Source organism: Chroococcidiopsis thermalis PCC 7203, from assembly GCF_000317125.1.
GTDB classification, from domain to species: domain Bacteria; phylum Cyanobacteriota; class Cyanobacteriia; order Cyanobacteriales; family Chroococcidiopsidaceae; genus Chroococcidiopsis; species Chroococcidiopsis thermalis.
In genome coordinates this window covers 5101018-5117358 of sequence record NC_019695.1, presented here as the reverse complement: position 1 = coordinate 5117358, position 16341 = coordinate 5101018, and the positions used below count along the sequence as shown (strand labels likewise).

At 43.2% G+C, this 16341-nt stretch carries 12 protein-coding genes; 1 reads left to right on the top strand and 11 read right to left on the bottom strand.

Going from position 1 to position 16341, the window contains the following annotated elements; translation table 11 throughout:
- Positions 1-433: 433 nt before the first annotated feature.
- From CHRO_RS22250 to CHRO_RS22200, 11 genes are all read right to left on the bottom strand, one after another.
- Positions 434-1378, bottom strand: a complete 945-nt coding sequence (locus CHRO_RS22250) for a ligand-gated ion channel (protein ID WP_015156479.1) — start codon at positions 1376-1378, stop codon at positions 434-436.
- A 211-nt stretch (positions 1379-1589) separates the two neighbouring features.
- A complete protein-coding gene (locus CHRO_RS22245; protein ID WP_015156478.1) occupies positions 1590-3722 on the bottom strand; it encodes an AGE family epimerase/isomerase in 2133 nt (710 codons plus the stop codon).
- Between the two features lie 37 nt (positions 3723-3759).
- Positions 3760-5856, bottom strand: a complete 2097-nt coding sequence (glgX, locus tag CHRO_RS22240) for a glycogen debranching protein GlgX (RefSeq protein ID WP_015156477.1) — start codon at positions 5854-5856, stop codon at positions 3760-3762.
- A gap of 26 nt (positions 5857-5882) precedes the next feature.
- The gene (locus CHRO_RS22235) at positions 5883-6530 is read right to left on the bottom strand and encodes a DJ-1/PfpI family protein (protein WP_015156476.1); all 648 of its coding nucleotides are present in this window, start codon (positions 6528-6530) and stop codon (positions 5883-5885) included.
- A gap of 45 nt (positions 6531-6575) precedes the next feature.
- A complete protein-coding gene (locus CHRO_RS22230; protein WP_015156475.1) occupies positions 6576-8027 on the bottom strand; it encodes an ankyrin repeat domain-containing protein in 1452 nt (483 codons plus the stop codon).
- A gap of 18 nt (positions 8028-8045) precedes the next feature.
- Entirely contained in the window at positions 8046-9554 is a 1509-nt protein-coding gene (locus tag CHRO_RS22225) for a GMC oxidoreductase (RefSeq protein WP_015156474.1), read from the bottom strand.
- A gap of 40 nt (positions 9555-9594) precedes the next feature.
- Entirely contained in the window at positions 9595-10035 is a 441-nt protein-coding gene (locus CHRO_RS22220) for a VOC family protein (protein WP_015156473.1), read from the bottom strand.
- 36 nt (positions 10036-10071) lie between these two features.
- The gene (locus CHRO_RS22215; RefSeq protein WP_015156472.1) at positions 10072-10767 is read right to left on the bottom strand and encodes an EthD domain-containing protein; all 696 of its coding nucleotides are present in this window, start codon (positions 10765-10767) and stop codon (positions 10072-10074) included.
- Between the two features lie 80 nt (positions 10768-10847).
- The gene (locus CHRO_RS22210; protein ID WP_015156471.1) at positions 10848-11438 is read right to left on the bottom strand and encodes a nuclear transport factor 2 family protein; all 591 of its coding nucleotides are present in this window, start codon (positions 11436-11438) and stop codon (positions 10848-10850) included.
- A gap of 28 nt (positions 11439-11466) precedes the next feature.
- A complete protein-coding gene (locus CHRO_RS22205) occupies positions 11467-13173 on the bottom strand; it encodes a thiamine pyrophosphate-binding protein (protein ID WP_015156470.1) in 1707 nt (568 codons plus the stop codon).
- A gap of 50 nt (positions 13174-13223) precedes the next feature.
- Entirely contained in the window at positions 13224-14087 is an 864-nt protein-coding gene (locus CHRO_RS22200; RefSeq protein ID WP_015156469.1) for a type 1 glutamine amidotransferase domain-containing protein, read from the bottom strand.
- Positions 14088-15698: 1611 nt separating this feature from the next.
- Between CHRO_RS22200 and CHRO_RS22190 the strand changes: the two genes are divergently transcribed.
- On the top strand, positions 15699-16277 hold the full coding sequence (locus CHRO_RS22190; RefSeq protein ID WP_015156467.1) for a hypothetical protein: 579 nt from the start codon (positions 15699-15701) through the stop codon (positions 16275-16277).
- Positions 16278-16341 lie beyond the last annotated feature (64 nt).

The following is a 16341-nucleotide window of genomic DNA, read 5'->3' as shown; positions in this document are numbered from 1 at the left end:
AACCAGTTTTAAGCCAGTAGGTTGATGTTTTCAATCTGAAATGGTAGCGAATCAAAATAAGTGCGATCGATAAATTTAGATCGGACAACAAGCACACAAATTACTTTGACAAAGCTTTCAAGCTAGCCTTTTCGATTTTTAAAGTTTTCTATACGTGCCGAATTTACAAATCATTTAGAACTGCTATACAACTCTCATACAATATGAAGCAGTTGCAGCACAGGCAACGTTCACAAATCAATTTGGATTGCTATAGAAGCAGAGACTACTATTTTAAATTGAGTACGTTAGCCGTAAGATCTATTCAAACCACAATTCAATTGATCGTTTCTTCTTAAAGTAAAAAAAATGCAAGTAATCCGATGTTGGATGCCGCAAACATAACTGGAACTAACCAACGTGCTACCCGATCGATCTTCAACGATCGCTCTTTCTATTTTTCTAAATCGAGCCGATGTTTGACTACAGTGTAAATAACTACTAAACAAATGAAAATATACACAATCAGAATAAATCCATTGATGAAAGTTAGATAAGCGACTTTTGGTAATTCTTCTGCAACTACTATATTGAAGGCGATCGCTGATAATAAAGAACTGGTAGCTATAACAGTATTAGATTCAAAAGACCTCGACCAAAATACCGTCCAGGAAAGTCCAATGATAAACAAGAGTGGAAGAATTATATTCCAAATGTATGGTTTAGAATAACGAAAAACATCAATTTCATACACAAATTCTGGAAGATATACTTCTTCAATATCTGATTTAATAGTTCTGACATTTGCCTGCTCCTCTCCGATTGTCCATCCCGCCAAAAAAGCATCTTGAGATTTGCCAGTTTTGGTCTTATCTACAGTGAAAATTATGTTTTTACTATCATCTAAGGTTGTGAGGATAATTTGAATTTTTTGACTATCAAAAGGAAATTCTTTCAGATCGAGTTCGTAATTAAATTGACCTGTAAACTTTTCCTTGTAAGATACAGTACCGTCAGGTTTTACCTTCAATTCTTTATAAGCTGCTTCTCGCTTGCCTTCAATATTCAAAAAACTTACATTAGGTGTCCAAATTTGCCCTGAGTTGTAAGTTTTATGTTTTCCTCCAGTCTGACTTGGATTAAAAGCTAGACGTTCATCTCTCCAATTCAAAAACAAGTAACCATCGAGTGTAAAAGACTCTTCTTGTTCATTGAAATCATCAAAATCGATCAAATACATCCCTACTGCAACTTCAGTAGATCGATCGAGCTTGGGTAGAGTCTGGGTTAATTGAATTGTAGTTTTTTTCTCAGAAGTTTCTTGAGCAATGACTTTGAGTTCATTAATAGGTAGACAAAAGGATAACAAAGCAGAAAAATAAACAAAATTTCTACGCATGTCTATTTACACAAAATAGTTCAACAAGTCTTGCAGAAAATCCAAGTTTAGCAATGATTTTAGCGACGATAAAAATCAGAGCCAAAATTAAGGTTGATAGAGTATCTCAATTTAAGCTTGTAGCTTCAGTATTCTTAGTAAAATAGGATTCAGCATCAACTTGGCAAGTTGATTTGTGAGGTTAAAGGGAAAACCTTTAACCTTTAACCTTTTACTGAGCTAGCAAACTGATTTCTTCATTGAGTTCGCTTTGCTCGATCGCTGCTTTCACAGATCCTTCAGCACCCAAGACAGCGATACTAAAATCACTGCCAGCTTTTTGTTTATAAAAGGCAAGATACCGCAAAGCCTCATCGGAGATCGACTTGAGATCTTGCATATTCAGGATCACACCTTTGACTCCATGAGCCTTCTCCAACTCTTCCTTAAAATATTTCAACATGCTTGGCTCTAGAGAACCAGCTAAATCGATCTTCGCTACCCCATCGCTGACTTCTATCAAGTCAGCATCGAAATCAACCCCAGCAGGCACTATTCTTACTCTGAACTTCATTTCATTTCGATCGGTTGGTAGTTCGATCGTTAACGCTTCAGGATCGAAATTAGTGTATTTGTGACCGTTGAGCCACACTTCTCCAATCCGAATGCTGCCAGGTGGTAGAATATCTGGCTGTACTCGCAAAATATTATCTGGGAAACCTCCAGGCATTGGCTTGAAGTAGAAATCCATTGGTTCCTGATTAATCAACAAGTTGATATAAATAGCTGCTAGGTAGCACAGCTCAAAAGAGTGATAACCAGCCATTGAGTGGCTGCCTTTACCGCGTTCCGTACCCAGTGCGTAGGGTTGTCCATTGGCTAAAACATTGAAATAGACCCCACCAGATTCGGTATCCAGAAACCAAGCGTTATAGAAGGCAGCACCTTCGCGGGCAAACCGAATGAAATCAGGGTCTTGATAGACACCAGCCATGATGTAGTAAGCCAGAATTCCTTGCTCTTGTTGCCACCAAGCCTTGCGATCGTGCCAGACGAGTCGATAGAACTTTTGACCTGGAGCTAATACTCTTTCTTCCATGTCATACCAGCCACCGCGCTGGCGATCGCAACCAACGCCAGGGATAACGTGACCGATCTTCTCAGCAAAATTTTTATATGTTTCTTTGGCATTGAGACTGTGCATCCGCGTCAAGTTCCAAGCAATTTTCAGGTTGTGACCCACAATTGCTCGGTTTTGCTGCACTGTATGGTAGTCTTTTGACCAGTCATCATTAAACTTCTCTTGGACGAAAGGACTAGCATCATAATCGGGAAAATGGGCAGCGATCGTGTCAAAGGTATACTCTAGGAAGTCGGCATATTCTGGTTCGCCAGTGGCTAACCAGAGATTGATTAAATAGGCGGGGGCGTGGTCGCCGACCGAGTTCCAATTCTTTTTAGCCCGATTGCGCCCAAGGGATTCACTATAGGGACTAAGGGTAATTGGATCGATGTGAGAATAGTAACCGCCTTTTTCACTTTTGTCTTTGAAAAATCGGTGAAATAGATTAACCGTTGCCTTGATGTCATCTTTAATTAAGCGATCGCCTGTGACTCGGTAAGTTTGCGTAGGACCTGCCAAGGCGTAAATCTGCTCGTAGCAGGGAATCGCGTCGTAGTCATCGCCGAATTCTGAGGCAAAGATTTTTTGCTCGCTGCCGTCCGCCTTAATATCAACAGCATGATACCAATAGCAAATACCCTCGCTTTCATCGCGGAAACGCATATGTTCGCGCAGATATTTCGTACCCTTTTCCGCAGCTTCCAGAAAACGATCTTCCCCAGTGAGTAAATAAGCAGAGGCAAAGCCATAAACTAGACGCGAGATCGTGTCCGTTTCTTGACGACCGGACTTTTGCTTATCTCCTGCGATGGTGAGGTTAGTACGGTATTCGGAGTAGTCAATTTCCCCGTCGCCAAACTCAGCTTCTAGATAGAAATCGGCTAACTGCCGCACCTGCTTAATCCACCAGTTTTGCGTTTCAAACAGGTATTCGTTCTCGCTACGACCCAGAAAAACAAGGTGATTGGCTGCAAAAGCGCAGTCGCCGTTTTCTCCATCTGGGTAAAAGATGCCATAAGCAAAGACAAATCGTCCTGGTACGAGCATTTCTCGCATTTGGGCAGTCGCATCGCGATACGCCTCTCCTAAGTTACGTACCAGTTCGCCAAAGGCAGTCGGGGCTAATTGAACGAGAAATTCTCGATTGTCGGAGGTTTTTAAGCTAAAGGTGTCTTTGGTCTTGTCAAACTGTGTTACATACCCAGCAATCAAGTCTGAGAAAGTAAAGTCTATTTTATTCATTGGATTTGCTTTAAATGTAGAGAAAGAATTAACAAAATTACTGAGAAATTAGTACAACAACACTACGACCTTGCACAAAGTAGGTGTTACTTGTTACCAGGGTTTCTTTGCCTGGTTCTGCAATGTCTAAGGGAGAATTCTGAGCGGTGTCTATAGCTCTATACCACTGCTTGCCTGCAACGGCAGGAATTTCAAACTCAAGTTCTTCCCAGTACATGTTGAGCATGACATGAATGTCTGCCTCTTCGTTGAAACCCCCTAAGGTAAATGCCAGAACGCGAGCGTTGGGATCGTTCCAACCAGGGCTGTATAACTGGCAACCATGCCAGGAGATGTCTGCTAAGCCACGCTGATTTACACTACCCGTGAAGTAACGGGAGCGATGTAAATTGGAATGGCGCAGGCGGAAGTCGATCGTTAACTTCCAGAATCGGAACAATTTGCTGTTTTTCTCAACCAGATTCCAATCAAACCAACCGAGTTCGTTATCCTGACAATAGGCGTTATTATTACCTTTTTGAGTCCGCCGAACTTCATCCCCCATCACAATCATCGGTACGCCTTGGGAAAGCAGGAGAATGGCGGCAAAGTTCTTAATCTGGCGATCGCGCAGATCTTCCACCCAGCGATCGCTCGTCTCACCCTCAACGCCACAATTCCAGCTCAAATTCTCATCAATGCCATCTCGATTACCTTCTCCATTTGCTTCGTTATGTTTCTGGTTGTACGAAACCAGATCGTTTAACGTGAAACCATCATGGGCAGTAATAAAATTCACGCTATTGATCGGCAAGTGTCCGTGATTTTGGTATAGGTCAGCACTACCAGCAATCCGAGCCGCAACAGCACCCACGATGCCAGACTCACCTTTGACAAAGCGCCGAATATCATCTCGATAGCGTCCGTTCCACTCTGCCCAACGATACCCTGGGAAATAGCCAATTTGGTAAAGTCCAGCCGCATCCCAAGCTTCAGCAATGATTTTGGTATCGGCAAGCGTTTCAGATAACTCGATATTCCAAATGGCTGGCGGATACTGTAACGGCACTCCATCTTGCCCGCGAGATAGGACTGACCCTTCATCAAAGCGGAAGCCGTCAATATGCAATTCTTTCACCCAGTATTCGAGAGACTCGACAATTAGCTTTTCAGGGATGGGATGGTTGCAGTTGAATGTGTTGCCGCAGCCAGTGTAATCGTAGTAGTACTGCTTATCTCCTGCCACCAGATAGTAGTAGATGCTATTATCAATGCCCTTAAAGCAGAAGACAGGTCCCTGATGGTTGCCTTCATCGGTGTGGTTAAAAACTACATCCAAGATTACTTCAATCCCAGCTTGATGCAGGGCTTTAACCATGTCGCGAAACTCTCGAACGTGGTTGCCGATTTGAGGGTTAACGCAATAACCAGTGTGAGGGGCAAAGTAACTCATAGTACTGTAGCCCCAGTAGTTCTTCAGGGGCTTGCCGTCCACATCCCGCAGAATTTCTGTGTCGTCGAACTCGAATACAGGCATGAGTTCAACTGCTGTAACGCCTAATTCCTTAAGGTAAGGAATTTTTTCGATCGCTCCAGCGAATGTTCCTGGATGCTTGACACTCGATGTCGGTGACTTAGTAAACCCGCCAATATGCATCTCATAGATGATAGTTTCGCTCATGGGACGATTGAGCGGGCGATCGCCTTCCCAGTCATATTCTGATGTATCAATGACAACACTTCTCATTGATGTCGTCAAATTATCACCAGGTAAACATGCATTCATTCGCTGCCAAAGAGTTTTGTTATTTCCTTTAGCATATGGGTCAATTAACAGCTTATTTTTATCAAAGCGGTGTCCGCCATTGCGATCGGAAGAACCGTCAACTCGATAGGCGTAGTGCATCCCTGGTTGCAGCCCGCTGACATAGACATGCCAGAAGTGGAATGTTTTATTGACATCGGGGTCTAATTGAATAACTTGGATGGGTTCTGGGTCATCATGTTCGTCAAACAACAATAGTTCTATACCTGTAGCATGTTCTGAAAAAATCGAGAAGTTTACCCCATTTTCATCTGGAATTGCTCCCAAAGGATGTGGGTGTCCCTTCTCTATTTTATATGCAGTTTTGGGCGGATATACTATTAGCGCCATACCCCACTTCCTCTATTATTTAATGTTTATCTTACAGCCAGTATTTCAATGATTTTCTGGGCGAATAAGTGACAATGAGCGCCGCTACGTCCTGTGACTAAATCTCCATCCACAACCACATCTCGATCGGTGTAGATAGCACCCATATTCACAACATCACCATGCAAATTGTTGTGGCAAGTCACGCGGCGATCGCGTACTAGTTCTGGCACAGGTGCAACTAGCCACATACCATGACAAATAATTCCTTTCAAAATGTTTTGATTGGCAAAAGCTTGCTTCAGAAATCCAGTAGCTGGTGGAAGTTGGCTTAGATCTTCTGTATACCTGAGACGGTCAGCTACAAAGGCAGATGGTACAATGATAGCAGCATAAGTATTGAGTTCGCGATCGTCTATATCCTCAAAACTTTCATGACAATCCAGCGGTGCATGATATTCATGTCCTTGAAAAGTTAAAGACTGTTGCCCCCACAAGCGGGTGAGGAGATGAGTTTCAGCACCTTCTTCTGCAAAGCGGTAATGGTAATACCAAATTTCATGTTCGTAGAAGTCACTTTCAATCAGAATACCAATTTTTTTTCCTTGCAGTTTTGCTGTTTCTTCCCGGTTTTTTAGTACCCCTTTAGAAAAGTGATGCCGAGATCCCGACTGGTACAAATGAGAAACCAACATAATCCATTTCCTACAGTCTAAAGTCGTCCTCAATGAAGCTTCCGTTCATATCATTTTTGAGCGAATCAATTTTGGGATTTCACCATCTGAACCATATACGTCAATAGAAATATCCAAAGGTGTTTTGCCATCATGTCCTTTCAAATCTAATCGGGCATTCGCATTAATCAGAATTTCAGCACATTCGTTATATCCATGCCAAAGAGCATCGTGAAGGGGCGTGTAACCATTGATCGGTCCCTGCACGTCCAGATCGATATCGGGGTGTTCCACCAGCATTTTCAAAATTTCAGGATTACCGTTATAAGTTGCTTTATGGATAGGAGACCCCTTAAATACCCAGTCTTCGACCCTGACTTTCGCACCTGCTTTCAAGAGTTCCCTGACGATTTCTGTATGCCCATCGCGGGCAGCAACTAAAAGAGGAGTATGTCCATCGAGAAAGGAATTTATGTGAGGATAAACAGTATTGACATCAGCCTTATTCTCGATTAACTGCTTAACTGCATCCAGATTTCCTCGATCGGTTGCTGCCATGACTTGTTGAGATTCAATACTTTCTCGTGCAGCTTTTCTACCCGCATCAACGATTTGTTTAATGACAATAAATTTCTGCTTTTCTTCGCCTTGGTTGACGTTGAGTTCAAAGTTAAGGTGATCGTCTAGCGTAAAGCCATAGTGAGTACTCAAATTGAGGTTTGCCCCTCGTTCGACGAGTAACTTCACCAATTCCAACCACTTGTACCACAGGGCATCCATAATTGGAGTATGACCCATTGTCGGCGTAACAGCGTCAATAAATGCTCCGGCATCTAAAAGCAGCCGAGCGACTTCTACACTACCGCCCTGGCAAGCTTTATGTAAGGGAGTTGCCCCAGTTTTACGATCGGTAGTTAGAACGTCTGCACCAGCATCGAGCAATAATTTCACCATTGCAACATTGGCGTGACAGGCGGCGGTCATTAATACAGTCAATCCGTTTTCTGGATTGCGGGTATTAGGATCGGCTCCCTGTTGTAGGAGACTTGTAGCTGCCTCTAGATCCTCATTTTCTACAGCTTCGATTAAACGAGCCTTTGAATCTCCCCGAAATGCTGCAACGATCGGGGACGGGTCGCAGTAAGATTTCCATTTCACAATTTTCCCATCTTGAATCTGCATCCAGGTAGCAAAAGTGACGTCGAAGGTGAGTCCAGTTGCTTTAATTGTTGTCATGTCATGCACGGTGCCAAATGCCCGATCGCCTTGCACGACTAGCTCGACAGGTTTAAAAACCTTAACCTCAGCTATGCGATCGCGGACTTGAAAAGATTTTGTCACCTCAGCAACACCGTGAGACGTACCAATCCAGGGAATGATATCGCTGACACCCTTAACTGGTTGGAGATTGATCCACTCGATATCGTCTGCCAGACAACTCATTGCGGTTTCATAGTCAGCTAGATCTAGCGCGTTGAACCACTTTTCGGCGACTTTCTGTGTTTCTTCCTGGCTCATGATTGACCTCCCCAAAAGTCATGAATGTTGAATATCCTCAGCCAAAATCCGCTCTAGACAACGCTCGGCGATCGCCGCGATTGTTAGTGCCGGATTGACACAGGTACTAGACCCTGGAATTAAAGCACCATCGACAACATATAGGTGTGAATGCCCTTCCACGCGCCCGCAGTCATCGCAAACTTGACCCATACAGGCTCCTCCCAGTTGATGACCAGTCGTCTGAGAGGCAATCGGAGGCACTTCGCCACCATTTTTCTCGCTCAGCAGTTCGGCTAAATACTTAGCAGCTTCTTTGGCTTTGGGGTCGCTGGCAAAATTTAATTGGACTGTATCTGAAGCTGGGTCGTAGCTAAAGTTGCCTCGATAAGGGGTCATAGCAAAGACAAAGCTACCAATGACATTTTTATTCGGAAAATCTCGTTCAAATCTCGGTAATGGCGCTCGCATCATCACACAGGGAAAGATGGGATTATCATAATTGAGAACAGCGATCGCACCTGGACCGCCTAAATGCGGGTTGGTAGTTTCTGACAGATTGGTGCGAAAGGCATAGGTATCGCCATCGTTGCCAAATCCCTGTCCTATGCGATCGTTGATTTTTGGTAAATCTCCCTTAGCTTTAGCTTTGATTAGGAGTTCGCAAGTCCCCATGACACCAGCAGCCATGAACAGGTACTCACAAGTTAAAGTTTGTTGGTTAATAACTTCACCAGAGTCGTTAATTATGTCTACTACAACTGCATAACCACCTTCCGGTCTTTCCGCAACTTTGGTGACAACATGATGAGTGCGAATTTCAACGGCAGCCGTTTCCTCAGCTAACTTCAGGTAGTTTCGATCCAGTGTTTTTTTACCACCACTGTTATTGCCAAACCAAAACTCAGCTGCAATCACAGATGGCACTCTTTTTCCTACCATTTCTTCTCGGACAATATCCCAATCAATTCCCATTGGAAATCGATTAACTCCGTTGATTAAGCCACAATTGGTAGATTCGACATAAGGGAATCCTGCCTTGAGAGCGTGTTGTTCCAGTATCTTTAATCCCAGGTAATATTCACTTTCTAGAACATCATCTGGAATAGGGGCGCTGCCAATAACAGAGTGGACTCGGGGAAAATAAACAGCATCCATTTCGTCATAGTTAATGGAGCTAGGAAACACCTGCTTGAATAGTTCCTGCGGTGGTTGAATTAAAATTCCCCCATATGCCAAAGAACCACCACCCACACCACACCCGACTAAAAACTTGTAGTCTCCTCTTTCTAAAATTTCGAGTACCCCGGTGTATTTTTCAATCGGAATTCCTTCATAACCTGGGGTTTTTGTGACTGTATTCAGCCACTCTGCTCGTCTATCTGGATTTCTAAATGTTGCAAAAGTTGCATTTTTAGTAGGATCTTCAATTGTCCAGCGCCGTCCCCTCTCTAAAACAAGAGTTTCAACTCCTGCTCGTCCTAAGCGTAAGGCAGCTACTGCTCCACCGAAACCACTGCCGATTACAATTGCTTTGATATCAGTCATGATTTGTGCCTCAATGATTTTGGCGCATCTTGATAGCCGCTTAACGTATGGGTTCAAACGTTTCTAGAAATTGAATGATATTACCTTCGTTGTCTCTGATAAAAAATTCTTTAAAACCGATATCCTTGACAATAACGAGATCCCAAGCAATTTTAATCGGTCGGCTTTTGACCCGTGCGATCGCTGTTTGAATGTCATCAACTTTGAAAGTAATCTGGCTGACACCTTGAATTGAAGTGTGTTGGGGGGGATCTGGACGATTTATAGGATGCCAATTCTTATCCTCGATCAATTCGATTCTGACACCGTTTGTCTCAATAAATACAATCCGAGTGCCAAATTCTGGGAATTCTCTTCTTAGGACTTCCTCGAAACCTAATTGCTCTTTGTACCACCTAGCTGTTGCTTCCAGATTCGACACTGCAATAGAAACTCCGAGATGCTTCACAGTAGCTAGAAGACCTTCACTTTTATCTGTCATGATTTTTATCCAAATCGAATACCATGCTCTAGATCGCTAGCGGAATTCTGGACCAATAATCCAATGTTCTTTTGCGACAAAGGTATGAGCATATTTAGGTTCGACAAAATTAGCTAAATCCCACTCAGATTCTTTGCCTTGCGGCGAGTTCAAAGCTTTTTCTAGCGACTGAATGTCATCAAACCACAACTGTGAAACACAATCGAGGATTGATTCTCCAATAGCGTAGAAACTATCGCGCACGTGACACTGAAGATAACGCCGTAGACCTGGAAGTTTTAGATCCTTGGGCGCATGAACCTCCAAACTGTATTGACGAAATTCCTCCAGCGGCATTCCAGCCTTACGCTTAACTAGAGCAAAAATTTTAACCAAAGTCGAATCTTTTTTCAAAGGTTCGCCTTCCATCAGGACGTGAGCTGTTGTATCTAGTACCATAGTGCGCCAGAAAGCTGCCCAGTTAGGCTCATCCAGCCGCGCTCCTGCTAAAAACTCCTTTGACTGAAGAGATGCTAGTTGCTCTTCCTCGTTCTCTAGCCATATTTCCGCTACACCACTAAAAAGAGGGTCTTCTGGCTCTTGACCAAATGGGATGCGGGTATCAACCAAGTAACGCTTGATCTGAGAAATCTTACTGGCATAGTAAACTGCATGAAAATTGACCCAGTAATCCTGGAACTCTTTCTCAGTCATACCTGGCTTAGGGTGGGCAAATATAAGTTGATGGATCATATGAAACCTTATGAAGTTAGGAGTAGTGCGTTAGTTGTAGCGATCGGTAAAGTTGTTTGTCTTGAAAGTTATTTCTAAAGTTATTGAATATAGTTCATCGTTGGTGCAGGGACGTTAGGATCGAGGATGAGAGTTCGAGCTTGAAACTTCCAATTTTCGCCAAATTTCACTAATCGATCTTCGTATAATCCAGTTCTAACGATTGTGGCGGGAATACTCTGGATATTCATGGCGATGACATAACATCCTCCTTTAGCACCTCCAAAATCAGGTTCGATCAGGAGGTTATTGTTCCAGTGCCGAGTAGTTTGCACGTCAGGAAAGGCATTGTAAGTATTGATTAACTCCTGCGTCCCTGTCGCCTGTACTATAACTGTCCCATCCGCGCTCGTTAGCGAGAATATACCATCAGGCGTGAATGTATCTGCCCATTTAACAGCGTTATTGCCTTCTTTGAGGGCATCAAGAGTATAGAAATAGTTGCTATTGAGCTGCTGAATCGCCAAGATATCGTTGGATGACAGGGCTCTCTTAGGAGTCTGGGCAGAGAGTTGCAAGGGATTAAAACTACTCAAAACTAGTGCTGAGAGTCCAGCTCCGGTTACAAGCAACATTCTTCGTCTTGTAATTTTCTGTTGTCGCTTGCTTTGATAGTCCGCCTCTTGATGCATAAAATCTCTCTTCCTAGTACGACAAATCTTACTGCCCACACCTAACGCCGATCGCGTTTGGATGAACGTTACCTTCTAAGATCAGCTCAATTAAAAATGGTCCTTGATGGGATAAAGCTTGTTTGATGGCGGGGGCAATCTCTTCTGGCTGCTCGACTCGGACTGCTGCAACTCCCATTGAACGTGCTATTTCGTCAAAGCGAATGGTTGGCTTAGATAAATCAAAGCACAAGGGAAAATCATGCTCTGCAATACCCTGCTCCTTCCAGTAAGCTTGGATATTCAACTGTAAGATTCGGTAAGACCTGTTATTACAGACGATGAACTTAGCATCTACGTTATGGCGAGCGGCTGACCAAAGAGCCTGAATAGTATACATAGCCCCACCGTCACCTGTTAACCCAATGACGGTCTTATCGGGGTTAGCAAGTTTTACACCGATCGCCCCAGGTATTCCTACACCCAAGGAACCACCACGAGTCAAGAAGTAGTGTCCTGGTTTCGTTGTCGGTCTATAGCGTGTAACCGCAGGGGAGTTAGTTAAAGCTTCATCAAAGATAATGGCATCTTCTGGTAATTGAGTTGCCAGTTCTGCCATAAACCGAGATAAATGCAGAGGTACGGCATCCCATACAGCGCGATCGCGTGCCAACTCACTTTCATGTTTGGCTATTTTAGCTTGAGTAATTTCAGTAGTTCGAGCCTTAGCAGATTCTTTCTGTTCTGTTGTCATGATTGCTTCAAGAATATTCGCCAGCTTCGCAATGGTCAGTTGAGGATCGCTGACTATCCCAAGATCGACAGGGTGATTTTTAGCAATCTCATAGGCATTGAGATCGATGTGGATCGCCTTTGCACCAGGAGCAAAGATATTACCCCTTTCAGGGAAAACCTCTGGCAAAAGGTAAGTGCCACAAACTAAATTGACATCTCCCTTAGACGTAATCGGCAAGCTGCGATCGCCAAACATATGTCCTGTTGCACCCTGATACAGGGGATGGGCATGGCTCATGTTCAACTCACCAGCATCTGCTTCCCATACCTCTGCACCTAAGAGTTCGGCAACGCGAGCCAGTTCATCCTGCGCCCCAGAAAAAGCAACTCCATCTCCCACAAAAATCATCGGCTTTTGAGCCGCTGCTAGCATTGTGGCTCCAGTCTTGAGCGTTGCTTCATCTGGCATGACTTTGGTGGAGGGAAACGAAGTTGGTCTTACTTCCTCAACCGCAGGAGCATCCAAAACATCCTGTGGCAAGCAAACATACACTGGTCCGGTTGGAGGAGTGGTTGCAATCTTGATCGCCCGCCGCAGCACCCGTAGGAGCGAGGATGGTTCCATTACCATCGTTGACCATTTGGTAACAGGCTTAGCGAAAGCCACTAGATCGCCTGCCATTTGAGCGTCCATTGCTTGATACTTGATTCCAGCATCTCCACCGATAACCACTAGTGGAGAGTGACCCCGCTTTGCCTGGTAAAGCGCTCCGATCGCATTCCCTAAACCAGGAGTGCTGTGTATCTGCACGACTGTTGGCTTCCGAGTTGCTCGTGCGTAACCATCAGCTGCCATCACTGCAACAGTCTCTTGCAGCGTCAAAATGTATTTCAGATCTGGGTATTCCCAAAGGGCATCAAGAAAACCCTGTTCAACTGTACCGGGGTTACCAAATATGTAACGGATGCCATCTGCCAGAAATTGCTCCAGAATTGCAAAACGTCCAGTTTTATTAATCATCAATTCCGCCTTGTGCAGAACCTATAGCTTTTTCAGCGTTTTCCTCACCGCTACCAACCATAGCGAGTCAGTCCCTTCTCCAACACTTGCACCAAGATACGACCGCACTCGCGAGAAGATGCAGTTGAGCGACTGGTGATGAAGGGATAGTCAACAAGAACCGATGTCTGATGTCCTACATTACCAATAAAAGCACCATCCAATCCCACAGCATCGCGAAGGATGAACTCTAGTGGGTAGAAGGGAGGACCAAAGTTAATGTACCCATCTCCAAATCTTCTATTAGAGCCATCAACCCCATGAAAACCTTCAAAGCCCGTACCATCTAAGTAATCATAGTCAATGGGATGACCCGTGACGTGCTTGCCCCAGATCAAGCTCCTTTTCTCTCTAAAGTCTCGTGCAAATGCCAGACAAGCAACACCGTAGCACTCGGCTGCAATTGGCTTATTGAGCTTATAAAAGCCAAGAATCAGCTCGTGCAGTCTCTGATTATTTGCTAGATCGATCATTGCTCCACTACCACCGACGATCGCGAGAGCATCATACTCTCCCAGTTCCTCGGCAACGATCTTATCGAGCTTCATGTAGTAAGCTTCCATATCTCTGAGATAAGTTGGAGAGCTAGGATAAGGTCGCTGAGGTATCCAACTTGCAAGATTTTTGGGTCGGTCTAATCGATTTGACTCATTCACTTGCCGCGTTTTTTCAGCCATTTCTTCCGAGGTCACTGACCTACCCAAGGGTGGATCGATGTAACCTGGCGAGCAACTGACTGATAATGGAGTTGGCTTCTTTCCAGTCGGAGTTAGAAATGTGATGTCATATCCGGCAGCGTCACATGCCTCTAACGGACCAATTAGTTCTTCTCCCCAATAACCCCACTCTGATAGCACCAACAGAATTTTTTTCACGACTTCTTCTCCGCTTACATAGTTTGCTGTGACAGAGCGAACTTCGCTAGGAGCGATGGCTAATAACTTGTACCCCTCCTGAGGCAGTCACGTAGTATTGATTAACTGAGCTTAGAATCAACCAAATTAGGCAATGAGTAAAAGACACAGCTCAATTACTGTCAATTACTGGATATCGCGCCTACAGCCGAGAGGTGTAATAAATTCAGCTGTTTATGAACGTAAGAGCTTCGCATTAAACTTGAATTTACGTTTGTGTGAAAATTGAAAGGTAGAATTGCGAAAATAGAGCATAAAAAAAGAGCGTTTCAGTTTCAGGGATAGTCGTAATTTCATTAAAAATTTATGCTGAAATAGCTACAGTTACTACACAATGGTTTCAGCAAATATTTTATATCTAATTCAATTACTTATTTCTATCCAGTTAGAATTCATCTTGTTCTTACGTTTTTTTAAAGTTGTAACTCGTTCGCTAAAAATGATCTTCGCACGAATGAAATTAGTAATGCTAGCTCAAACCATTACTAAAATAGAACTCACTCCTTTATTTAATTCATATTTATTTTTTGCATTTGCAGCCTAATTTCATAAAAAAAACATGCTGTAAACACATTCTTTTAATGCTAGAAACTAGTGCTAAACCTATAGCGATGATAAAAAAGATATCTCCAATCGAGCCAAACTTTTCTCGTAACTTACTTGTATTTCAAGCTCGTTTATTTTGATTGAATTTCATAGTTTTTTAATAACTGAAATTTTGCTTTAGTAGTTCAGATAGTCTCTATCATTTTAGTAAAAGTCTTTGTCAATTCTCTTCAGGAATTGCCTGAGCTAAGAGACTATTTTGTTTGGTTTTCGAGCGCTCTAAATTATTTTTAGCTTCTAGCGTAATGTAGGTCAGCTAAATATCGGCAATTAGCAACAGATAATATTGCCAAAAAACCAAAGGGTTTAGTCAATACTTTTATATTTTTAAGCGAAAATACGCTCAAGCCTCAACTTTAGCTACTAACAAATATCGTTTTGATTAAATTAGAGCTTAATTAAGTTGTATTCATTTTTGACCGAAGTTTATTTGACTTTGTTCTGAAAAGAGCTAAGTAATTTCTAAGCCGTTGAGAGCTTTAATCTAAAAATATATTTAGATCTCAACTCAACATTCAGTTTTAAAAATTATAGTGGATCGATTGTTATTAGAAAACTTAGTCAAGGCACGACTTAACTTTTCTCTATCGTTCACTCTAAATCATTCTCTCGTTTATGCTGAAATAATTTCACATTTAGTAATAATATACCAATTGCTTATATAGTTTTATTAGCACTATTAAACTAGTGTCATTTGCACTCGATAGCTTTGTTTAAAATTACACCAACAGGATTGTATTTTTTAGAAAGACATACAAATTCTTCACCATTAATCGAGCCGTACAGCCTAGCAAAGAGATATTGAAGCTAGTGAAACTCTCAAGTAATTGTAATTGTGACTTCTAACAAACGGTCACTACTTTTGGCAACACAACCTGTGATACGTGGCGCGACAACGCACCTTACTAGTTGATACCATTAGCAAAAAGAGCGATCGCATCTCTTGAGCAGATTTGCAGAAACACTATGGCAAAGCGTAAGAAAACCAATCTCCAGTGGATCAAAGAAACGCTTGAACTAAAGCCCGACCATCGTTGGGAAGCACCATCGAGTTACAAAATTTTTGTCGCAGATCGGGGGGCTGTTCGCTTTAACGTTCCCCAGAATTGGATTTTTGAGCCACAAGAAAGTTCGTTCAAGTTTCGCGATCGCAAACCGCCCAACGATGATTGCTGTCTGGAAATGTCTTTCAATCGCCTGCCACCGCGTGATTGGAGCCTGTTTCCACTAAAATCTACCTTGAAGAAGATCGTAGAAGACGACAGCCGTGACGTTATTGCTAAGGGAGAAATTGTTACCCTTAAGCGCCAAACTGCCAGAATTGTGTGGACGGAGATTAAGTTTATCGACACTCAGGAAGAACCGCGCGAAGCTTTCTCGCGGACTTGCATCGGTTTAGGGTCAAACGTTCAATGCTTGATTACATTCGATTATTGGGCAGACCAAGCAGAACAGTTAACACCCGTTTGGGATGAAGTGATGCGATCGCTCACTTTAGGGCTGTATATCCGCGACCCAATGACTGGTGTGGCTTTTCCAGATTGAACCACAGGTATGAATCGCAAATACATACCATAGGGGGGCATAGCTATGCACCCCTACAATAGCG